This window comes from Microbacterium sp. WHRI 7836 (assembly GCF_040223885.2).
GTDB lineage: Bacteria > Actinomycetota > Actinomycetes > Actinomycetales > Microbacteriaceae > Microbacterium > Microbacterium oxydans.
The window spans coordinates 2,338,530-2,360,592 of the sequence record NZ_CP168171.1 but is presented as its reverse complement, the minus strand read 5'-3'; the positions used below and the strand labels follow the sequence as shown (position 1 = coordinate 2,360,592).

At 67.2% G+C, this 22,063-nt stretch carries 18 protein-coding genes; 10 read left to right on the top strand and 8 right to left on the bottom strand.

The window, feature by feature from the left end:
* Nucleotides 1-199 precede the first annotated feature (199 nt).
* Together ABRP18_RS11290 and ABRP18_RS11285 are read right to left on the bottom strand one after the other, a co-directional pair.
* Nucleotides 200-784 (bottom strand): hypothetical protein, encoded by a 585-nt coding sequence (locus ABRP18_RS11290; RefSeq protein WP_046749531.1) that lies wholly within the window; start codon nt 782-784, stop codon nt 200-202.
* A 143-nt stretch (nt 785-927) separates the two neighbouring features.
* On the bottom strand, nt 928-2,691 hold the full coding sequence (locus tag ABRP18_RS11285; RefSeq protein ID WP_349884660.1) for a DUF4012 domain-containing protein: 1,764 nt from the start codon (nt 2,689-2,691) through the stop codon (nt 928-930).
* A gap of 122 nt (nt 2,692-2,813) precedes the next feature.
* Between ABRP18_RS11285 and ABRP18_RS11280 the strand changes: the two genes are divergently transcribed.
* A complete protein-coding gene (locus ABRP18_RS11280; RefSeq protein ID WP_349884659.1) occupies nt 2,814-3,887 on the top strand; it encodes a glycosyltransferase in 1,074 nt (357 codons plus the stop codon).
* A 1-nt stretch (nt 3,888) separates the two neighbouring features.
* Here the strand turns inward: ABRP18_RS11280 and ABRP18_RS11275 are convergent, their stop codons facing one another.
* Nucleotides 3,889-4,629 carry an ABC transporter ATP-binding protein gene (locus ABRP18_RS11275; RefSeq protein WP_371861874.1) on the bottom strand — a complete coding sequence of 247 codons (741 nt, stop codon included), beginning with the start codon at nt 4,627-4,629 and terminating at the stop codon, nt 3,889-3,891.
* Nucleotides 4,622-5,491 (bottom strand): ABC transporter permease, encoded by an 870-nt coding sequence (locus ABRP18_RS11270; RefSeq protein ID WP_349884658.1) that lies wholly within the window; start codon nt 5,489-5,491, stop codon nt 4,622-4,624. Before ABRP18_RS11270 ends, ABRP18_RS11275 begins: the two co-directional genes overlap by 8 nt.
* Before the next feature lie 275 nt (nt 5,492-5,766).
* Here ABRP18_RS11270 and ABRP18_RS11265 point away from each other — a divergent pair, with 275 nt between their 5' ends.
* From ABRP18_RS11265 to ABRP18_RS11255, 3 genes are read left to right on the top strand one after another with little or no spacing between them, the layout of a single operon-like run.
* Nucleotides 5,767-7,377 carry a glycosyltransferase gene (locus ABRP18_RS11265; RefSeq protein WP_061015327.1) on the top strand — a complete coding sequence of 537 codons (1,611 nt, stop codon included), beginning with the start codon at nt 5,767-5,769 and terminating at the stop codon, nt 7,375-7,377.
* Nucleotides 7,374-8,273 (top strand): glycosyltransferase family 2 protein, encoded by a 900-nt coding sequence (locus ABRP18_RS11260; RefSeq protein ID WP_230977845.1) that lies wholly within the window; start codon nt 7,374-7,376, stop codon nt 8,271-8,273. Before ABRP18_RS11265 ends, ABRP18_RS11260 begins: the two co-directional genes overlap by 4 nt.
* On the top strand, nt 8,270-10,195 hold the full coding sequence (locus ABRP18_RS11255) for a DUF6541 family protein (protein WP_179515923.1): 1,926 nt from the start codon (nt 8,270-8,272) through the stop codon (nt 10,193-10,195). Before ABRP18_RS11260 ends, ABRP18_RS11255 begins: the two co-directional genes overlap by 4 nt.
* On the opposite strand, the gene ABRP18_RS11250 is transcribed toward ABRP18_RS11255, so the two are convergent.
* Nucleotides 10,179-11,429: a glycosyltransferase gene (locus ABRP18_RS11250; protein WP_113680197.1), complete on the bottom strand. Its 1,251-nt coding sequence runs from the start codon at nt 11,427-11,429 to the stop codon at nt 10,179-10,181. The genes ABRP18_RS11255 and ABRP18_RS11250 overlap by 17 nt on opposite strands.
* Before the next feature lie 54 nt (nt 11,430-11,483).
* On the opposite strand from ABRP18_RS11250, the gene ABRP18_RS11245 reads away from it, so the two are divergent.
* Nucleotides 11,484-12,332, top strand: a complete 849-nt coding sequence (locus ABRP18_RS11245) for a glycosyltransferase (protein WP_061015324.1) — start codon at nt 11,484-11,486, stop codon at nt 12,330-12,332.
* Nucleotides 12,325-13,248 carry a glycosyltransferase family 2 protein gene (locus ABRP18_RS11240; protein WP_218867326.1) on the top strand — a complete coding sequence of 308 codons (924 nt, stop codon included), beginning with the start codon at nt 12,325-12,327 and terminating at the stop codon, nt 13,246-13,248. Before ABRP18_RS11245 ends, ABRP18_RS11240 begins: the two co-directional genes overlap by 8 nt.
* Nucleotides 13,249-13,251: 3 nt before the next feature.
* Here the strand turns inward: ABRP18_RS11240 and ABRP18_RS11235 are convergent, their stop codons facing one another.
* The 3 genes from ABRP18_RS11235 to ABRP18_RS11225 are packed head-to-tail and all read right to left on the bottom strand — an operon-like array spanning nt 13,252 to nt 16,500.
* Complete coding sequence (locus tag ABRP18_RS11235; RefSeq protein ID WP_061015322.1) at nt 13,252-13,644, bottom strand: DUF2304 domain-containing protein; 393 nt, start codon at nt 13,642-13,644, stop codon at nt 13,252-13,254.
* 11 nt (nt 13,645-13,655) lie between these two features.
* Nucleotides 13,656-14,393: a glycosyltransferase family 2 protein gene (locus ABRP18_RS11230; protein ID WP_058632609.1), complete on the bottom strand. Its 738-nt coding sequence runs from the start codon at nt 14,391-14,393 to the stop codon at nt 13,656-13,658.
* A 37-nt stretch (nt 14,394-14,430) separates the two neighbouring features.
* Nucleotides 14,431-16,500, bottom strand: a complete 2,070-nt coding sequence (locus tag ABRP18_RS11225; RefSeq protein ID WP_179515924.1) for a hypothetical protein — start codon at nt 16,498-16,500, stop codon at nt 14,431-14,433.
* A 103-nt stretch (nt 16,501-16,603) separates the two neighbouring features.
* Here ABRP18_RS11225 and rfbA point away from each other — a divergent pair, with 103 nt between their 5' ends.
* From rfbA to ABRP18_RS11205, 4 genes are read left to right on the top strand one after another with little or no spacing between them, the layout of a single operon-like run.
* Nucleotides 16,604-17,473, top strand: coding sequence for a glucose-1-phosphate thymidylyltransferase RfbA (gene rfbA, locus ABRP18_RS11220; protein ID WP_058632643.1), 870 nt, complete (start codon nt 16,604-16,606; stop codon nt 17,471-17,473).
* Complete coding sequence (gene rfbB / locus ABRP18_RS11215; RefSeq protein WP_113680196.1) at nt 17,473-18,471, top strand: dTDP-glucose 4,6-dehydratase; 999 nt, start codon at nt 17,473-17,475, stop codon at nt 18,469-18,471. The genes rfbA and rfbB overlap by 1 nt, the downstream gene beginning before the upstream one ends.
* Before the next feature lie 5 nt (nt 18,472-18,476).
* The gene (locus ABRP18_RS11210) at nt 18,477-19,892 is read left to right on the top strand and encodes a bifunctional dTDP-4-dehydrorhamnose 3,5-epimerase family protein/NAD(P)-dependent oxidoreductase (RefSeq protein WP_349884657.1); all 1,416 of its coding nucleotides are present in this window, start codon (nt 18,477-18,479) and stop codon (nt 19,890-19,892) included.
* Nucleotides 19,889-22,033: an acyltransferase family protein gene (locus ABRP18_RS11205; protein WP_061015319.1), complete on the top strand. Its 2,145-nt coding sequence runs from the start codon at nt 19,889-19,891 to the stop codon at nt 22,031-22,033. The genes ABRP18_RS11210 and ABRP18_RS11205 overlap by 4 nt, the downstream gene beginning before the upstream one ends.
* Nucleotides 22,034-22,063: the final 30 nt, after the last annotated feature.

Genomic DNA, 22,063 nt, shown 5'->3' with positions numbered 1-22,063 from the left:
GCCAGGGCGAAGCCGTGTACCCGGGCACCGTCGGCACCGGCGCTCCTGAGCGCACGCGCGACAAAGCCCACGACCGCCTCCCGGAGGAGGACAGCCGTGGGCTTCCGGCGATTTTCCGCCGGATGCACCAGACGACGGTGATCGGAGGGGGAGGGATCACCGTCGTCCAGTCGACCACCGCACGAGGCGGCAGCCGGACCTAGGCGCGCTTGCGGCGCGAGGCTCCCACTGCGACGAGGGCTCCGCCGGCCACCAGAGCTGCTGCTCCGCCGCCGAGGATCCACGGCGACACGTCTCCACCGGTCAGGGCCAGCTCGATGCCGCCCCCGGTGAGGGGAAGCTCGGAGCCCGCAGCCGCGACGCCGGGATCGTGGTCGCAGCTGGCCGCGGCATCGTGTCCGTGCGACACGGTGATGGTCGCGGTGTACGAGCGCGAGCCGTTGAAGGCGACCGCGTAGGAGCCTTCGCCGTCGGACGGCGGGCGGAACGTGAGCGTCATGCTCCCGTCAGCGGCAGCGGTGTTGCCCGAGATCGCCGCCTTCGCGGCGTTGTAGCCGGACACCGCCACGTTGACGTTCTCGGACGGAACGAAGTAGCCGGGACCGAACACGATCGTCGACGCTTCGCAGATGTCGATGATGGGGTCGCCGACCTTGGCGCCGGGAGGCGTCGGATAGGAATCGGACGACGCGACAGGTGCAGTCGGCGCAGCGGTGGCCACGGTTGGCGCGACGAAAACGAGCGCGCCGGCGGCAAGGCTGATGGCAGCCAGTTTCTTCAGCATGATTTCTCCCCAGAATTTCACGCGGAATCGCCTTTGGACACACCCCTGCATCCAACTGCGTGGCGTCTTCCTGCCCCCACGGCAGGATGACAGACGCCAGATATTCCCCAGTGAGTCGACGATACCCTATCGGGTGGCGAAAGTCACGAAGCGCATCGCAGCGGTTCCCGTGTCGTCTCGGGGGTGTCGATAAGGGGGGTGTGCAGAACCTCGGTGAGTCTCTGCCCTGCACCCGTGCCCTGGAACTCGACGGTGATCGTCGTCGACTCGCCAGGCGCGAGTGACACCTCGTGCTGGACCGCCGAGCGGTCGCCGATCATCGCGGTCTGAACGCCCTCTTCCGCTCCGTCACGATCGATGTGCGAAGGCGTCGCTCCTTCCGGGCCGTACACGGCGATCAGGGTCCGCACCGTGCCGGCGGGCACGCCGTAGAAGCCGTCGGCCGTGACGTAGGTGGGCAGCGAGGTGGCGGCGTCGGCGGGCGCGGTGTTGGTCCACGTCACGCGCACCTGGGTCGTCGGCTGGCCCTGGCAGGTGCCGACCGACGTCGAGAGGGACGCCCTGGTGTAGTAGTCCATCTTCCCGCCGGTCGTGTCGTTGATCAGCACGCCGACGTAGGTCGCATCGCCGGTGTCCGCGGGGATCGTGCCGCCGAGGTCGGAGTCGGCGAGCACGGCCTCCTCATCTTCGTGAGCACTCCAGATGCGGATGCGTCCTTCCGCCGCGGAGTCCGCGAGTGCTCCCAGCAGAGCTCGTGGCTCTGCGCCGGAGAGCGCAGCGCCGAACAACGCCCCTGCGGCCTGCGCGAAGATCTCATCCTGCACCGCGGGGTCGGGGACCGCGGCGTAGATCTGCGAGAGAAGGATGTCGGTGACGTTGTCGGAGCTCGCCGTGAAAGGTCCGAACGTGAGGTCGCCGGTGGCAGCGAGCAGGTGCTTCGCCACGACCGCGTCGACGGCGACGACACCGTCGACGGTTCCGCCGAATCGGCCCTGCCACCGTGTGGCGATCGCGGCACCTGCTTCGCGGAAGTCCGGGATGCTCGTGATGTTCTGCAGATAGCGACCTGGACGGTCCTCGAACAGGGCGGTCGTCGAGTCGCTGAGCGGCAGGGCCGTGTCGAGCGGGGGGAAGTCGCGAGTCGATGCCTGAGTCTGGAGGGTGATCCTTCCGTTCTCGGCGTGCAGCAGCGCGATCGCCCCGATGATTCCCCCCGAGGAGCGCAGTTCCGCATTGTTCTGCATCGCGAGCACGTAGGTACGAGGGCCTTCGCCGCCGAGCATGGTCGGCAGCAGCACGGCAGCACCGTGCAGCGAGCCGACCACCGTCGCGGCTTCGGTGACGGAGGAACGCATCGTGCGGATGGCATCGGCGAGCGGGGGGAGCGTCGCATCGGCGTCGATGCGACGTGCCTGCTGCTGCGCGGCCGTGAGCGCGGTCTCGGCGGTTCCCAGGGGGCCTGCGATCTCTGCGAACGGTGCGAGGTCGATGGAGCCGCCGGTGAAGCCGAGGCTCGCCAGATCGAAGTCCGCCGCCACGTCGAGGAGCGGCGTCAGCGCGTCGGATGACACGTCGTCGGCGATCTCGGCGATGTCGCTGACGGCACTGAAGTTGGGGCCGACCCATGGCAGTGCTCCGAACGCGTGCCAGACCGGGTCGGAGGTGAGGTCGTGCGCGGAGTCCGCATTGTGCGCGATGCTCCTGGCGAGGGGCTTGGCTGCGTCGAGGTCACCGGCCGCGATCGCCGCCTTCAGCTGCGCGCTGCCTTTGGCCACCTGCTGAAGATCGCTCACCGCGCCGAACCCTCGGATGGCGACCCAGCCGATCGCGACGACCAGAAGGGACAGAAGAACGCCGACGGTCCACCCGATCCATCGGCGTCGGACGGGAAGTCGACCATCGCTCACTCGAGCATTCAAGCACGAACCTCTGCTGCCGTGGTGGGCGGAAACTGTGCGAACGCTGACATTCGCGCGTCTCCGGCTGTGTGCTCCGCGGGGGAGCGGCATGGCGAGGATAGCCTGGGGCCATGGGTGCTCGGCTACGCGTTGTTCTGGATCAGCTCGCGAGCGTCGTCGATCCCGACCACGCCGAGGCAGCGGTCGGGCTGGTCGGCGGTCTGGTCGCCACAGCGCCGTCGGGATGCGCGGTCGATGCGATCGTCCCCGCAGGTGCTTCCGTGCCGGTGGCGGGGATCGCCGACGTGCGCACGCTCGCCATGGGCCGGCGTGAGCTCGCCGCGGCCTGGCAGCTCGGCATCGCCCCCGGTGTCGGCGGAGGGCTCATCCACTCGCCGACCCTGATGGCACCGCTCGTCCGACACGACCGGCTTCACGACAACGATCAGACGACCGTCACGGTGTGGGATCTGCGTGCCTGGGACGCTCCGGAGCAGTTGTCCAAGGGGAACGTCGCGTGGCAGCGCGGCATGCTCAGACGTGCCGTGAGACACGCCGACGCCGTGGTGGTGCCCTCTCATGCCGTCGCCGAGAGACTCGCCGAGCTCGCGAAGCTCGGCGACCGCATCCGCGTGATCGCAGGTGCACCGCCGCAGGGTTTCGGCGGTGCCGGCGAGGGAGCCGCTCCCCGCGGTGTACTGTCGCCTACCGGCGGGTATCTGGTGCTCACAGGGTCTGTCGCCGAAGCGGCGGAAGGCTTCCGCGGAGCGGCGGCGGCCGGTCTCGATGCCATCGTCATCGATGCACCGGAGGGATCCGAGCCCCGCTACGTGGAGGCGGCCTCCGCGTCGGGACTCCCGGAGCGCCGCGTGCATGTGCGAGGCGCCCTCTCGGCCGAAGACCGTGCTGGTGTCCTCGAGGGTGCCTCTGCGTATGTGGCCGCCGACGCCACGGCAGGGTGGCCCTGGCGTGCCGTGGAGGCGATGACGCTGGGACTGCCGGTCGTCGCCGTCGACAGCGGTTCGCATCGTGATGTCATCTCTGACGGCGGGCGGATCGTCCCCGTCGATGCGATCGCGGAGGCGGTCGAGGATGCGGCAGGCGGATCCGCCGAACGCCTCAAGGTGCTCGCGTCCGATCGGTCGCGAGCCTTCTCCTGGGCGAGTTCAGCCGAACGCCTCTGGGGACTGCACGCGGACCTCTGAATCAGGCTCGCATCAGTTCGACGGCGTCCTTGCTCGGACCGTCGAAGTGCACCTTCCCGCCCTTGAGCAGGATGCCGCGCTCGCAGAGATTCGACACCATGTTGAGGTCGTGGCTCACGACGACGAGGGTCTTCCCCTGCGCGTGCAGCTCTCGGACGCGGGCGAGGCACTTCTTCTGGAAAGGCTCGTCGCCCACCGAGAGGATCTCGTCGATGAGGAGCACATCCATCTCGGTGTGGATCGCCACGGAGAAGGCCAGGCGCAGGAACATCCCGGAGGAGTAGTGCTTGACCTCGGTGTCGATGAACTTCTCGATCTCGCTGAAGGCGACGATCTCGTCGTAGCGAGCCTCGGTCTCCTTCTTGCTCATGCCGAGAATCGCGGCATTCAGGAAGATGTTCTCCCTGCCGGATAGATCGGGGTGGAAGCCGGCGCCGACCTCGATGAGTCCGGCCACTCGACCACGCGTGAGGGCGGTGCCCGTGTCGGGCTCGAGCACTCCGGAGATCAGCTTGAGCATGGTCGACTTGCCGGAGCCGTTGAATCCGAGGAGCGCGACCGACTCGCCCTCGCCGATCTCGAACGACACTCCGTCGAGGGCGTGGAAGTTCGTCGTGAGCGGCTTACGGCGGATGGCAGCGAGGGCTGTCTCCTTGATCGAATGCGTGTGACGAAGCTTGAAGGTCTTGTGCACGTCGTCGATCACGACGCGGGGCAGCGTCTGCGTCAGGGGCTCAGAGATCTTGGGCAAAACGGCCCTCCAGTCGGCGGAAGACGAGCTGGCCGATGACCAGCGCGGCGAGAGACGTCACGAGGGCGATCAGCCCGTACATCCAGAGGTCGGGGAGAGGGGAGGCGTTGTCGGGGCCGAGGGGGAACCAGATGCCGTAGTGGAACAGCTCGACGGCCGCCGTGATCGGGTTCAGTCGGTAGAGAACGAAGAGCCACTCCGGTGCGACGCGGGCCACCTGCGTCCACTCGTACATGACGGGCGACGCCCAGATCGCGACCATGACGATGATCTCGACGAAGCTCTGCGCGTCGCGGAACGTGACGTTGATCGCGCCGAAGAACAGCCCGAGACCACTCGCCAGCACGGCGATGATCACCAGCGAGAGCATGATCGCGGCCACCGACGCCAGGGAAGGCGCCCACCCGAAGAAGAGGGAGATCCCCACGACGACGATGATCTGCGGAACCGTGTTGACGGCGGCGATCATCATGCTCGCGATGGGGAACATCTCACGGGGCAGATAGATCTTCTTGATGAGCGCCGCATTGTCGACGAGGGAGCGCGTGCCGTTCGAGAAGGCCTCGTTGAAGAAGGTGACGACCGTGATCCCCGACAGCAGATAGATCGGGAAGAACTCGACTCGATCGTTCAGACCGAGGAAGACGCCGATGGCGACGAAGAAGACGACGAACTGGACGAGCGGCTTCACGTACGACCAGAGCCAGCCGAAGATGGAGCCCCGGTACCTGATCTGCACTTCCTTCCGCACGATGAGCGAGAGGAGATAGCGCTGTCGGAAGACTTCGAGAAGTCCTCGATTCGCGCCGGGGGTCGTCAACCTCTGCGCCTCGAGCGTGCGAGCCTGTTGCACCGCGGATCCACCTTCCGTATGCGCCGACCGTCTCGCGCGCACCGGAGACAATCATACGAGTGACTCTGGGCGCTACCTGGCAACCAGGAGGGACCGGATGCCCGCCGTGGTGGCACAGCCGAGACCCAGGGTGACGCCTGGTGTCGCTGATAGGCTCGCCGAGGTCTGTGCGTCCGTCGATCCGAAAGCAACAGGTACTCGTGACACTTCTCCAAGCTCTCGATCAACCCGCCCTCTTTCGCTTCTCGGACGAGCGGACGGGAACGGAATTCTCCTTGCGGGAGCGTCGTCTGCTGGTGGGGGCGCTGAACTTCCACGCCCTGATGGCGCCGGAGCGGGAACTCCGCGTGCATCTCTACGACGGCACGCGTGAGACGCCGCCGCGGCTCACGGATGACAGCACCTTCGACGGCATGTCGCGGTTCAACAGGCATCGTCTGACGACTTTCGATGTCGTCAGCACGGTCGCACCGGAGAACCGCACGATTCTCCCTTCCGAGGCCGTGTCCGCCGCACTCACGGCTTCGCACACACGGCACCTGCACGTCTCGGCCGACGTGGTGTTGGAGTCCGATCCCTATCAGATGCCGCGCCAGGACCTTATCGGCCGTGTCGCACGGCAGGTGAAGGCCCGGGCGCCCCTCTTCTACGACGACCTCCGCGATCTGTCGCTTCTCCGGTTCCGTCGCCAGCTGCACACGCCGGTGCAGCGCCGTCAGTACGCATCGGAGTTCCGTCCGGGCGAACTCCATGAGGACGACGTCATCGTCCCTGCCGCGCAGACGCCCGCCGGCGCGCAGAAGGCCGTGATCATCGGTCTGCACTGGTTCCAGCTCGGAGGGGCAGAGCTCTGGGCCTTCGAAACCGTCCGACTCGTGCGCGAGGCCGGCTTCCTGCCCATCGTCCTGACGAACCGTGACTCCCATCAGCCGTGGATCACGAGGCCGGAACTCGACGGCGCGCTGCTCATCCCGTTCTCCGAGCCCACGGTCGAATCGCAGACTCCCGGTATCGAGCCGCTGCTGCGAGCTCTGCTGCGCACGTTCGACGTGCGCGGCGTCGTGATCCACCACAACCAGTGGCTGTATGACCGCATCGCGTGGATCGCCGCCTCCCGGCCGGGCATCCCGATCATCGACAGCACTCACATCGTCGAGTACCGAGGGGGCGGATATCCGCTCAGCAGCGCGATCGCGGCCGAGTCCCTGACGAAGCACCATGTCATATCTCCCAGCCTCGCGCGCTGGATGACCGAGGTGCAGGGCATCCCCTCCGAGAAGGTCGTGATGGCTCCGCTGGGCGGACTCACGGTCAAGCCGAAGGATGCCGTCTTCCGGTCCAGGGCTGAGGGGGAGACCTTCACCATCGCTTTCGTCGGCCGGCTGGCAAGACAGAAGGCACCGGAGGTCTTCGTCGCGATGGCCGCTCGCCTCAAGCGCCAGGGCTATTCGGTGCGGTACATCCTTCACGGCGACGGCGAGCTCGCCGGGTGGGTGGACGACATCATCGCCGCAGCGGACATGACCGATGACATCGTCCGTCGCACCTCTCTGACGCCGGTCTCCGAGACGCTCGACGAAGCGCACGTCCTCGTGGTCTCGTCCCACAACGAGGGGCTCACGCTGACGACGCTGGAGGCGATCGCGCACGGTGTGCCCGTCGTCTCGACAGATGTCGGCGCTCAGCGCGACATCATCCCCGCTCCCGCTCTCGTGCCACGTTTCGCACACCGTGCGGCACGGCGACTCGCAGATGCCGTCGCGCCGCTCATCGGCGACGAGAAGGCCAGGGAGTCGCTCTGGCGCAAGGAGCGCAAGGCGGAGAAGAAGCTGCTGTCGCAGCCGTCCGCGAGTTCATGGTTCAAGGAAGAGGTGAGCTCGTGGTGAGCGTCGCAGCGGTGGTCGTCACATTCAATCGGCTGGAGAAGCTCAAGACGGTCCTCGCCTCCATCGCCGCGCAGACGCACCCGGTGGAGACGCTGTTCGTGATCGACAACGCCTCGACCGACGGTACCGCTGAGTACCTGGCGGGCCTCGAGCTCCCGGTGCCCGTCGAGGTCGTCACCATGGCGACCAACTCGGGAGGAGCCGGTGGATTCACCGAGGGTATGCGCCGGGGGTACGCTTCCGGTGCCGATCACGTCTGGATCATGGACGACGACTGCTACCCGAAGCCGGATGCGCTCGCCGCATTGATCGCAGGATTCGATGGTGCCGTGTCGGAGCTCGGCCCCGACGTGCCGTTCGCCTGCTCGGTCGTGGAGTTCACGGACGGCAGCATCTGCGAGATGAACAATCCCGTTCCGACGTGGGACTGGGGACGGCTCCTGGTCAAGGGCCAGCAGAACGTGATGGTCACCGCGTGCTCGTTCGTCTCCGTGCTGATCCCGCGGTGGGCGATCGCCGAATACGGCTTCCCTTACGCGGAGTACTTCATCTGGTTCGACGACCGTGAGTACACGTTGCGTCTGACCGCCCGCTGCCCCGGAGTGCAGGTGCTCGACAGCTCGGTGATCCATGACATGGGCGACAACCGCGGCGTGAACTTCGCGATGGTCGACCGGAAGAGCCTGTGGAAGTTCGCCTACGGCGTGCGCAACGAAGCGTCGTGGCAGCTGCACCACCGCGGACTCCTGCATTTCCTCGAGTTCGGCGCCCGGCTGTTCGTCAGCCTGCACCGCGGAAAGGTCTCCCTCGACCTTCGCGCTCGCCTCCTCGGCAAGTGGCTGCAGGGGATCACCTTCAACCCCAAGGTGCGGTATCCCGAGGCGGAAGACGCGTGAGCTGGCTGGGGGCGGCGCCTGTCATCCTCATCTCGGTAGCCCTTCTCTTCCTCCCCGGATACCTCGTCGCCAGGGCTCTCTCGCTGCGAGGGCTCTGGGCGTGGGGCGTCGCCGCTCCGGCGTCGGTGAGCGTCATCGTGCTCGCGTCGCTGGGGTCAGGCCTGCTCGGTATCCCGTGGTCGGTGCTCCCGGTGCTCGTCACCGCACTCGGCCTGGCGATCGTCGCGTACCTCGTCGCCCGATTCACCCGCGCCCGTGGGTCGGTGGGCAAGGTCTCGCGCCGCACGGCCATGATCGCGGCGTCGTTCGTGGTCGCGGCGATCCTGTTCGGACTTCAGATCGCGCTCGTGGTGGGCGCACCGGAGAACATCTCCCAGACGTTCGACAACGTCTTCCACCTGAATGCCGTCCGGTACATCCTCGACACTGAGAACGCCTCTCCGATGAGCGTGGGCGGCATGACGAGTGCACCAGGAGCGTCGGCGTTCTATCCGGCAGCCTGGCACTCGATCGTCGCGCTCGTCGTCCAGCTCACCGGCACGACCATCATGGTCGCCACGAACGCGGTGACGATCGCGACCGCCGCCGTGGTGTGGCCCGCCACGGTCGCGCTCCTCACGGTGGTGCTCTTCGGGAGGCGACTGACGATCGTCGTCGGCGCAGTCCTGCTGAGCGGGCTCCTCCCGGCGTTCCCGCTGCTGATGCTCGATTACGGTGTGCTCTATCCCTACCTGCTCGGCGTGAGTCTCGTGCCGGCGGCGCTCGCTGCCGTCATCCAGCTCGTGCGGCTCCACGGCGATGATGATCGGATTCCGGACGCCGTACTCGTCCTGCTCGTGCTCGGACTGATCCCCGGTATCGCCGTCGCGCACCCTGGGGCGCTCGTCGCGCTGATCATCCTCTCCATGATCGCGGTCTCCCTCGCCTTCATCGGATTCCTCCGCACCCGTCCGGAGCGTCGCCGGGTGATCATCACCTCGATCGGGTTCGGCGTGCTCGCTCTCGTGAGCTTCATCGCGTGGCGTGTGCTGCGTCCGCCGCTCGAAGCGCGCGGCTGGCCGACAGAGCAGACCATCAGCCAGGCGCTCGGTCAGGCACTCACCCTCTCCCCGCGCTACCAGCTGATCCCTCTGCTGATGGCGGTGCTGTTCGTCGTCGGCGTGGTCGTCGTCGCGAAGCGTCGGCAACGCGCGGACGTCGTCGCCCTCGCCCTCATGCTCGCCGTCACCGTGCTCTTCGTGGTCGCCAGCGCGATGCCGTTCCAGCCGTTGCGCGACCTCATGACGGCGGCCTGGTACAACAACGCTCCGCGCCTGGCGGCGCTTCTGCCCATCATGGCGGTACCGCTCGCGGCGGTCGGGGCTGCATGGGTGCTGGCCTGGGTGCGTCTGAAAGTGGGAGCCCCGTCTGTGCGGCGGTCCGTCGTCGTCGGGATGTCCGTGGGGGCCGTGGTGCTCCTCGCCGGCCAGGCGCTGGCGATGGCGCAGGCGATGACCGCCGCTGCCGTGGCATACCGATACACCGAGACATCGCCTCTCATCTCGACGGATGAGCGCGCTCTGCTGGAGCGGCTTCCCGATGAGGTGCCCGACGACGCGCTCATCATCGGCTCCCCGTGGACAGGGACCGGGATGGCTTACGCCTATGCCGACCGCGAGGTCGTCATGCCGCACATCCTGATGGGGATGAGCCCCGACGAGCAGGAGATCATGGACGAGCTCTCCCGGCGCGGATCGGAAGCGCAGGTCTGCGACGCGGTCGAGCGGTCAGGGGTCGACTATGTGCTCGACTTCGGCTCGCAGGAGATCCACGGCGACGAGCATCGTTATCGTGGTCTCGAGCGACTCGGGCGATCCGATCTGGTCACCGAGATCGACGCCGAAGGTGACGCCGTCCTCTACCAGATCACCGGCTGCGACTGACGTCCCCCTGCGGCTGAGCGTCCAGAAGCGCGGCGTAGACACCTCTGAGCCTGTCGCGGAACGCGTCGAGACCGTACACGGACACGGCCCAGGCCCTGGCCGCGATCGCCGTGTCCTCGCCGGCTCCCCGCAGCGCACTGATCACGGCGTCTGCGAAGGCGTCGGGATCGTCGACGACCGCGTGGAGGAGGTCTGCCCCCTCGATTCCCTCCGCACCGACGGAAGTCGTCACAGCCGGGATGCCCCACATCATCGCGTCGATCGTCTTGAACTTCACTCCGGCGCCGTTGAGCAGCGGCACGACGCAGACATCGGCATCGGAATACACGTCGTCGAAGGAATCGACGGCTCCGGTCACCTCGACTCCATCGGAGCGGGACGCTGCCGCGCGAAGTGCCGCGCTCGGATTCGCCCCGACGATCCGGAAGCGGGCATCGGGTAGCGTCTCGGATACACGCGGCCAGACGGCGGACAGGAACCAGCGCGCAGCTTCGTCGTTGTCCGGCCTGTTCATCGCGCCGGTGAAGACGACCGTCGTGTTCCGGCGACCCCGCTGACGAGCGGGAGGCACGGGGAAACCGGGATGGACCACCACCGGCGCGGACGAGGGCGAGAGCTCGCGGACCAGGGCGGCGTCCTTCTCGCTGAACGTGATCACGGCATCCACGTCGTCGAACGAGCGACGCTCACGGCGCCTGCTCGCCCGAGCGGCGGCCGAGAACGCCATCTTCTTCAGCGGGTTCGTCGCCTGCTCGGCTGCGCGGTCCCAGCGCTGCGTGATGACATCGTGAGCGATGATGACGGTCTTCGCTCCGGGAGCCAGACGGCGCACGGTGCGGGTGAGGCTCGACATCTCCGACCACTGGTACTCGACGATGTCTGCTGCGGACAGGACCACACGCGAAGGCGCGTCGTTCGCCAGCGCACGGCGGAACCACGGGTGCGCGCTACTTCCCGTGACGACGGACTGAAGATCGGCGAGGGGCTTGCCGGCGTCCGTCGACAGGAGGCTCCTGCTCTGCAGCAGCCGGTAGTCCAGGTCGGGCTCGGTCGCGGACGCATCGCGGTTCAGGCGTGTCGATGGGGCGACGACGTGGATCGTGAACATGTCGCGGAGCGCTCGATAGTGCTGCAGTGCGTATTGGCCTCCCGCATGACGGATACCCTCGAAGGGCAGGTACTTCGAGACGCTGACCAGGGATGGGCGAGCGGGCGGATCGGACGGTCTGGACATGTTAGCTAGCCTAGGCGTCGTTGCCTTCAGGCGACTGAAGGAGGAATCACGCCAATGAGCGACTATGCCGCGCTGGTCATCGGATATCGACGCCCAGACCTGGTCAGGGACGTGCTCGCGCGCTTGGACTCTCAGGAGGCGCCGTGCGCTCAGGTCATCATCGTGGACAACGGCGGCGATCTGCCTGATGACGTGCTGACGGATGTGAACGGGAGACCACCTGTGATGATCCGACGGGGTGACAACCCCGGGTACGGGGCAGCCGTCAACCTGGCTCTCGACGTGTGTGAGCAGCGAGGGATCGAGAATCTGCTCGTGCTGACGCATGATGCCTGGTTCGAGGAGGACCTCAGCGCGCGCCTGCTCGATGCCTTCGATCGTCTTCCGGACGTGGGCGCGGTCGCGCCGACCCTGTACTGGGTGTCCAGGCCCGATGTCGTGTTCTCCGCGGGTGGAGTCCTCACCAAGGGCGGGCGTGCCTATCACCATGTGACCGCCCCCGCCTCCGGATCCCGCGATGTCGACTGGGTCGACGGTGCGGTCGTGATGTACCGCACCCGTGCGCTCCGCGAGATCGGCGGCATGGAGGAGATGTACTTCCTGTACTTCGAGGATGTCGATACGGGGTGGGCGCTCAGAAGGCACGGCTGGCGGACCGTGGTGCTCGATGTGCGCGCCGCGCAGGAGCCCGGAGCCCATCCGCTGCGACTCGGGGTCCGGAACATGGCGCTGTTCGCGCGCAAGGCCGGGCTCGGCAGGGTGCGCAGCTCGCTCGCGCTCGGTCGTCGGGCGGCGGAGGAGCTCATCGTCGGATGGCGCAGGACAGGACGGGTGCCGGTGGGGGATGCCTTGGCCGGTTGGCGAGATGCCAGGGCCGGCCGCACCGGGAAGATCGATGACTGAGCCCGGCCGTGTGACGATCGACGTCATGCTGCCCTACTACAGTCACCCGGATTCGGCGTGGGAGGCGATCCGGTCGGTCCTCGAGCAGACGAGCGACTCCTGGCGGCTCGTCTGTGTCGACGACGCGTACCCCGGTGATCCGATCCGAGAGCGTCTCGAAGCGCTCGGCGACCCGCGAGTGGTGTACGTCAGGAACGAGCAGAACCTCGGGTTGGCGAAGAACTTCAACCGCTGTCTCGATCTGGTCGAAGCGCCCTACTTCGTGATGATGGGGGATGACGACCGGATGCATCCGGACTACATCGGCGTGATGTCACGGCTCATCGCCGACAATCCCGGGGTGGACGTGTTCCAGCCGGGAGTGAGCGTCATCGATGAGTCGGGCCGACACGTTCTGCCCCTTGCGGATCGCGTGAAGCGCTGGGTACGGCCGCGGGTGGGGGAGGGCGGCCGGATCCTCGACGCTCGGCACATGGCGGAGAGCCTGATCCGAGCGGACTGGGCGTACTTCCCGTCGATCGTCTGGAAGAGCGAGGTGGCGCGCGCCCACGGTTTCGATGATCACTGGGCGGTCGCGCTCGATCTCGGGCTTCTCCTGGACATCGCACTGGACGGCGGGTCGATGCTGGTGACCGACGACGTGGTCTTCGACTATCGCAGGCACATGAGCTCCGTGTCGTCGGTCACGGCCGCGTCGGGCAGCCGCTTCGAGCAGGAAGCCGCGTTCTTCGACGAGTACGCCGCGCGGATGAAGGCCAACGGCTGGGCGCGGGCGGCCAGGATCGGTCGGCGACGGTGCATCTCCCGACTCAACGCCGCGAGCGAGATGGTCGCTGCGCTCGCAGGTGGAGACCTCGCTCGGGCTCGACGCCTGTTCCTGGCCGCGGTCAGGCCCAGCGGCGCAGTGAGGCGCTGACGGTCAGCTTCGCGGACCGCCGTCGAGCTCCTCCAGTCGAGCTTCGAGCGCGCTCAACCGATGCTGGACCTCGATGATGTGCGTCTCGGCGAGACCCGCCTCCTCGGCGAGGACTCTGATCTCCTCCTCCGATGTCGACAGCTCCCACGAGAGATGGAGGGCGACACCGAGCAGGAGCAGGATGGCGAGCAGGAAGAAGAGGTTCGCAGGCAGCTCGACTCCGAGCACCCCCGTGAGCCAGAAGAGCAACTGCGGGAACACCGATGCGACGAGGGCGGCGACGCCGATCAGGAGCCACAGCACCGCGTACTTCTCGCGGAGGCGCCGTGTCAACAGCATCCAGAGGATGAACGACAGCAGAGCGATGGACAGCACGAGTGCGCCGAGAACAACCATGGGGTGCCTTCCTACGCTGACACGACGGGGGACGGGGCGGAGGAGCGTCGGATCGGACGTCGGACGATGGCCAAGGTCAGGGCGAAGACCGATCGCAGCAGGTAGACGGATGCCGAGAGCGGCCCCTGGCTGGGCTTTCCGTGCAGGCGCGGACGCATCGCGACCGGAACCTGGGTGACCGTCAGCCCTGCGTGCACTGCTGCGACGAGGGAGTCGAGCGTGTCGCCGAGGTACTCCGCGGGGTAGTAGGTGATGTACTGGGCGATCGCCCGGCGGTTGGCTGCGCGGAAGCCGCTCGTCACGTCGGTCAGCGTGGCGCCGGAGACGCGGGACACCGTCCGTGCGAGCACGCGCATCGCCCACCGGCGAGGACCCCGGGCGACGTAGTCGCCGACCTCGGCGAATCGCGCGCCGATGGAGATGTCGGCGTGCTCGAGCCCTGCGAGCACGCGATCGATGTCCTGCGGGTTGTGCTGGCCGTCGGCATCGACCTGGATGACGCGGCTGTAGCCGTGACGCGCGGCGTACAGGAACCCCGCACGCATCGCGCCGCCGACGCCCAGGTTGAACGGTAGCCGCACCACGCGTGCACCCGCGGCATCGGCGACCGCGCCCGTCGCGTCGGTGGACCCGTCATCGATGACCAGCACGTCGTACGTGGGGCATGCAGCGGTGATCTCGCGGACCGTCGTCGGGATGTTCTGCGCTTCGTTCCAGGCGGGGACGATGATCAGCGTGGTTTCTGGCATGATGTCTGAGCCTACCAAGCCGACCCTGACGGCGACCCTAGGCGGTCGGAGCGCCGACAGGCATCACCGGCGCGAGTCTGGCCGGGATGGTCGCGATCGTCGGCGCCTTTCCGCCGCCGATCCTCAGCAGGGCCTCGTAGGTCGTGATGTGCGAGAGCTGCGAGCCGTTCCACCGGAAGACCCTGCCGTCGCCGGCGAACTGCACGACGGTTCCCGAGGGGATCATCGGCTTGGTGACGCCGAGCACGCCCACGGTGGCGTCCTTCCACCCGACCAGGCGGATGGTGCCTCCCGAGAGGGTGACCAGGTCCGAGTACGACGAGACGTACTGCAGCTGGCCGTCGAGCAGACGGTACACCTCGCCCCGTTCGTCGGTGCGGATGAAGAACGGCTGGGCGGTCGGCGTGTTGTTCGGGGTGAACGCGGCGCAGTCCGCGGCCGTGAGGGCCGTGGTGGTGAATCGTGTCGCCGGGATGTTGCCGGAGATCCGCTGCAGGCCGGCGCTCGAGATGACATACGGCGCCGCGTCGCACGTGACGAACGGAGACAGCGTCGTGGCCGCGGGGGCGTAACCGGTGAGCGCCCCGGACGGGAGCACGGTGACCGCGGTCGACGTGCCGAACGCCGCGCCGAGTTCGAGGCTGGGGGTGTGGATGAGCGTCGTGCCCGCTGTCGCGAGGTACACGGCCGGCTTGTCGACCTCGCGCACCATCGACCGCGGCATGAGGACAACGCGCCCCTGCGGGAACTTCGCCGCCGCGCTCGGATCCATCGAGGCCACGTAGCCGAGCTTGCCCCCGGAGAGGTATCGCCAGGTCTCGACGCTGGGGACATATCTCTTCTGTCCGTTGTCGAGCGAGTAGATCTGGGTGTCGACGCCGACGTGGAAGAGGCTCCCGACATCCTCGCCGCGGGGGAACGCGTCGATGATCGCGGGCGCGAGATTCACGTAGGAATTGAAGGCGTAGCCGAAATCGAGGATCTGCTTCTCGCTGCCGAACCGGTGGCGGGTGCCGTCGGGATCGATCAGATAGAGGATCCCCTCACGGGCGTCGTGCACGTAGCGGGAGATCTGCGAACCCAGGGGGATGGTCTTGAGGTAGGAGGCCGGTACCTGGCTCACGGCACCGAGCTTCGCGGAGAACGCTCGCAGGTCCTCAGCCGTCTTGATGTGGAAGCGGTATCCGCCGGACAGCAGATACACCTCGGGGCCGTCGCCGCGCACGATCACGGAGGTGACGCGCTGCGTGCTGCCGAACCAGTCGGTGAAGTACTGGTAGAAGTTCCGGTTGCCGTAGGCAGAGCATCCGTCTCCCTCTCCGTAGCCGGCGTTGAGCGCGGCGCGGTTCGGCTGGTACGGCGTGTAGTAGTACAGCGCTGCCGTCGCGGTGTTCTCGATGTACACCGGTGCGGAACCGCAGTTCCGCTTGGGCTCCGGGTGGTACAGGATGTTCCACGTGCGGCCGGGAGCGTAGTAGGTGAACCAGCGGCCCTCGGCATAGATCTTCATCTGCCTGGCCGCGCCGTAGACCTGGTAGAAGAACCCGGAGTACGCGGGGTCACATCCTGCGGTGTCGGGGCAGCCCTGACCCATCGCGATGTTGAAGCGGCCCGCCGGTGGGTAGCTGTCGGTGACCAGCCCCTGCTCCTTCTGCAGCATCACGATGAGCACCTGCGGGTTGATGCCGCACGACTTGGAGACCTTGTCGATGATGGTCGCCGCCGATTCGTTGCCGGCACCGGCGTAGCCGTTGCAGTAGGCGTCGGCGGGACGGGTCGGGGTGTTCTGCCGGTAGTCCTTGAGGCAGACGTAGCCCGCGCGGCAGCTGGAGACCTTGCTCCGCAGGAATGAGTCGATCTGCCCGGCATTCATCGTCACGGCGTTGAAGAACACCGCGTCGGCGATGATGTTCCCCGGGCGGAACAGGGACAGGTCCGCGGTCTTGACGATGTCGGTCGCTTCGGGTGCGGATGCCGCGGCGCCGGCGGCGGGATCACCCCCTCCGGCAGCGGTCGCAGGGCTCGCGAGAAGCAGGGAGGCAGCAAAGACGACTGCGGCTGTACTCGCGATGAGGGCGCGCAGGCGTGGGGAAACTGAGCTGGTCACTTGCCTAGTGTGACGGAAAGATACAGATGATGCCACTGTGATTGAAGTGGCGCAAGCGAATCCTCCCACCGCGCTCCCCGCCGGGATGTGGCACGATATGGGGGTGAAAGGCATTATTCTCGCTGGCGGCTCCGGAACTCGACTGCACCCGATCACGATCGGAATCTCGAAGCAGCTGATCCCGGTGTACGACAAGCCGATGGTCTACTACCCGCTGTCCACTCTGATGCTCGCGGGTATCAAGGACATCCTGATCATCACGACACCGCACGATGCGGAGCAGTTCGAGCGTCTCCTCGGGGACGGCTCGCAGTTCGGCGTCAACCTGACATTCGCGCAGCAGCCCTCTCCGGACGGGCTGGCCCAGGCTTTCGTGATCGGTGCCGACTTCATCGGCGATGACAAGGTCGCGCTGGTCCTCGGAGACAATCTCCTCTACGGTCCTGGTCTCGGCACGCAGCTCAAGCGGTACACCGATGTCGAGGGCGGCGCGGTGTTCGCGTACTGGGTGGCGGAGCCGAACGCCTACGGCGTCGTGGAGTTCGACGCCGACGGTCGTGCGGTCTCCCTGGAGGAGAAGCCGGCGCAGCCGAAGAGCAACTACGCCGTACCCGGCCTCTATTTCTACGACAACGACGTCGTCGAGATCGCCCGCTCGCTCGAACCCAGCCCACGCGGGGAGTACGAGATCACCGACGTCAACCGTGCCTACCTCGAGCGCGGCGCGCTCCAGGTCGAGGTCCTGCCCCGCGGCACCGCATGGTTGGACACCGGCACGTTCGACCAGATGTCCGACGCCGGCGACTACGTGCGCACCATGGAGCGTCGCACCGGGCTCCGCATCGGTGTGCCGGAGGAGGTCGCATGGCGTCAGGGCTTCCTCGACGATGACGAACTCCGCGAGCGCGCAGAGAAGCTCGTCAAGTCCGGTTACGGCACTTACCTCCTCGAGACCCTGGAAAGAGGTCGTTGATGTCGAACATCCTCGTCACCGGCGGCGCCGGTTTCATCGGCTCCAACTTCGTGCACTACGCCGTCGAGAACACCGACCACACGGTCACGGTGCTCGACGCCCTCACCTACGCGGGCAACCGGGCCTCGCTCGAGGGTCTGCCCGATGACCGTGTCCGTTTCGTGCACGGCGACATCACCGACGCCGAGCTGGTGGACACGCTCACCGCCCAAGCCGATGCCGTGGTGCACTACGCCGCAGAGTCCCACAACGACAACTCGCTGCACAGCCCTCGTCCCTTCCTGGACACCAACATCATCGGCACGTACACGCTCCTCGAAGCCGCGCGCCGGCACGAGAAGCGCTTCCACCACATCTCGACCGACGAGGTGTACGGAGACCTCGAGCTCGACGATCCGGAGCGCTTCACGGAGCAGACGCCGTACAACCCGTCGTCGCCGTATTCATCGACGAAGGCCGGCAGCGACCTGCTGGTCCGGGCGTGGGTCCGCTCCTTCGGCGTCCAGGCGACGATCTCGAACTGCTCGAACAACTACGGCCCGTACCAGCACGTCGAGAAGTTCATCCCGCGACAGATCACGAACGTGATCCGCGGCATCCGTCCGAAGCTCTACGGCGCCGGCGAGAACGTGCGCGACTGGATCCACGCGAACGACCATTCGTCTGCGGTGCTCACCATCCTCGAGAAGGGGCGGATCGGCGAGACGTACCTCATCGGGGCCGACGGCGAGCGCAACAACAAGGAGGTCGTCGAGCTGATCCTCGAGGAGATGGGTCAGCCGCGCGACGCCTACGACCACGTCACCGACCGTGCCGGCCACGACCTGCGGTACGCGATCGACTCGACGAAGCTCCGCACAGAGCTGGGCTGGTCTCCGGAGTACGCCGACTTCGAATCCGGTCTCGCGGCGACCATCCAGTGGTACCGCGACAACGAGGCATGGTGGGCGCCGTCGAAGGACTCCACCGAGGCCTTCTACGCGACGAAGGGACAGTAGGCGTCGTGAGCGACATCGAGTTCGGCAAGAAGCTCGGCCGGGCGGAGACCGGGATCCCCGGGCTGGTGATCTTCGACCTGCCAGTGCACGGTGATTCGCGCGGGTGGTTCAAGGAGAACTGGCAGCGCGAGAAGATGACAGCGCTCGGCCTGCCCGATTTCGGGCCGGTGCAGAACAACGTGTCCTTCAACGACGCCGTCGGCACCACGCGGGGCATCCACGCCGAGCCGTGGGACAAGTGGGTCTCGGTCGCCACGGGGCGGATCTTCGGCGCGTGGGTCGACCTGCGCGAGGGGCCGACTTTCGGTGCGGTCTTCACGGCCGAGCTCGACCCGTCCAGGGCGATCTTCGTTCCGCGCGGCGTCGGGAACTCGTACCAGACGCTCGAGCCCGACACGGCGTACACCTACCTGGTGAACGATCACTGGTCGCCCGACGCGTCATACTCCTTCCTCAATCTCGCCGACGAGACCGCCGCCATCGCGTGGCCGATCTCGCTCTCGGAGGCGGAGGTCTCGGAGAAGGACCTCGCACACCCCCGCCTCGCAGACGTGTCGCCCATCGCTCCGCGTCGCACGCTCGTGATCGGCGCATCCGGTCAGCTCGGCTCGGCGCTGCGCGAGGAGTTCGACGGTGTGGAGAACATCGAGTGGACGACGCGCGCCGAGATCGACCTCGGCGCGGCCGACCTGGGATCAGCGCGCCGGTGGCGCGACTACGACACCATCATCAACGCCGCCGCGTACACCGCGGTCGACCGTGCCGAGACCACGGAAGGACGCCGGGACGCGTGGGCGGTCAACGCCGTGGGACCCGCGGCGTTGGCTCGCATCGCCGCGGAGTACGGCATCACGCTCGTGCATGTCTCCAGCGACTACGTCTTCGACGGGTCGGGGGAGCGCCCGTACCGTGAAGACGATGCAGTCTGCCCGCTCGGCGTCTACGGACAGTCGAAGGCGGCGGGTGACATCGCCGTGGCCACGGCTCCGCTGCACTACATCATCCGGACATCCTGGGTGATCGGTGCAGGCAACAACTTCGTGAGGACGATGGCCTCGCTCGCCGAGAAGGGCATCGATCCGACCGTCGTCGACGACCAGCTCGGTCGGCTGACCTTCGCCTCGCAGATCGCCGAGCTGATCCGCCACCTGCTCGCCGTGCGCCCGGCGCCCGGCGTGTACAACCTGACGTCGGCAGGCGACGCGGTGACGTGGGCGGACGTCGCGCGGCGTGTGTACCAGTTGACGGGCCACGACCCGTCCCGCGTCACGGGTGTCTCCACGGAGCAGTACTTCGCTTCGGCATCCGGTCCGATCGCTCCTCGGCCGCGCAACAGCGAACTCGATCTGACCCGTGTGCGTGCGGCCGGCTTCGACCCTCGCACGGGCGACGATCTGCTGCGGGAGTATCTCGGTTCGTGAGCGCTCCGCTGCCCACGGCGGCACCGCTGTCGGCCGCACCTCGTGAGCGTGTATTCCGCACCGACATCCAGGCTCTGCGTGCGGTCGCCATCGGGCTCGTCGTCCTGAACCACCTCTGGCCGACGCGCATCACCGGCGGCTATGTCGGCGTCGATGTCTTCTTCGTTATCTCGGGGTTCCTCATCACCGGGCACCTCGTGGGGGAGATGACACGGACCGGCGGGGTGCGGCTCGGCGCCTTCTACGCTCGCCGCATCCGCCGCCTGCTCCCGGCAGCGTTCGTCGTGCTCGCCGTCTCCCTCGTTCTGTTGATCGCGTTCCTTCCCTATCCGCGGTGGGCGCGCAACGCCTGGGAGATCGCCGCGAGCGCCGGCTACGTCGAGAACTGGTATCTCGCGGCGATGTCGGTGAACTACTCGGCACTCAACGACGCGGCGAGCATGGTGCAGCATTATTGGTCGCTCTCGGTCGAAGAGCAGTTCTACATCGTGTGGCCCCTGCTGCTGCTCGCGGCCCTGGCCGCCTCAACACGCCTCGGCCGCAGTTCTTCTCTGTCCGGGGATGGCGATCGGAGCGCTTCGAGAGCGCTGCTGCTCGTCGTCGCGACGGTCGGCGTGCTGTCGCTGGGCGCGAGCATCGTGTACACGATCCTCGCCCCGTCCCAGGCATACTTCGCGACCTTCACCCGGGGCTGGGAGTTCGCGGTCGGCGGCGCCGTCGCGCTGCTCGGTGCACGACTGCGACTCCCGCGTATCGTCGCCCAGATCGTGAGCATCCTCGGCTTCGTGCTGATCGCCTTCTCGGCGTTCGCGTACGACCACACGACGTCCTTCCCCGGGTACGCGGCCCTGGTTCCCGTGCTGGGCACCGCTGCCGTCATCGTCGCGGGCACGTCGTACGCGCGACTCTGGCACGCACGGCTGACGGCGTCGGCACCCGTCCAGTGGGTGGGAGGGATCTCGTACTCGCTCTACCTCTGGCACTGGCCGCTGATCGTCGCTGCTCCGTTCGTGATCGGCGCGGAAGCCAGCACGCTCTCCAAGCTGGGCGTCCTCGCGATCTCCATCGTCCTCGCCGCCCTCACGAAGACCTTCGTCGAGGACAGGGGGCAGAAGTGGCGCTACTGGCGCACGTCGACCCGCAGAGCACTCGGTCTCATGCTCGTCGGCATGGTCGTGATCGGCGGCCTCGTCGCCGGCGTGCTCGCCTGGTACCAGACACGCGTGGATGCCGACCGGCCTCCCGCCGAGGTCGTCGCATCGTCGTGCGAGGGACCGCTGGCGATGGCCCCTGGGGCGGACTGCGCCGACGCGTTCGGTCCGGCGGAGTACTCGGTGATGACCTCGAAGAACGAGTACTTCTTCACGCCGCCGGAATGTGGGACGTTCCTGCCGATCCTCACATACGGAGAGAAGCAGACGACGTTGGAGTGCGACTTCTCGGAAGGCGCTTCCGACCCGAAGCGGGTCTGGCTGGTCGGCGACTCGCACGCACAGCAGTGGCAGGGAGCCATCTTCGACATCGCCAGGGAGAACAACTGGATCGTCACGACGAGCTATCTCGGCGGGTGTCCGGTGGCCGATGTCGACTTCCTCGGGTTCCGCGGTCCGTGGGGGCAGGCGGAGGCCGATCGATGCAACACCTGGTCGGACGACCTCGCCGCGACGATCCGCACGGCGAAGCCCGATCTGGTGGTCACCGCGATGGCGGCACGACAGGATCTGGTGGACGACGGCAGCGGAACGCCCGCGTTCGAGCAGATGAGTGCGGGCCTGATCGACTATTGGACGGCGTGGGCCGACGAGGGGATCGATGTCCTGGCGATCGCGGACCCGCCGTACAACGGGGAGGTGCGCGGCGCGGACTGCGTGCTGCTGAACTCCACGGACCCCGAGGTCTGCGCGCGTCCCCGGGCGGAGGCGCAGCCGGCAGACCCCGTCCTGATGGCCGGCGCCGCCGAGCGCTCGGACTCGATCACGGTGCTGGATCTGACGGATCGCTTCTGCGATGCGGAGCGATGCTATGCCGTGATCGGCGGTGTCCCCGTCTACTACGACGCCGATCACCTGAACCTGGAATACGTGCGGATGCTCGCTCCCGAGATCTCGGCGACGATCGGGAAGATCCTGTCCGATGAGTGAGGACCCGGATTCGACGGGACGATCCGGCCC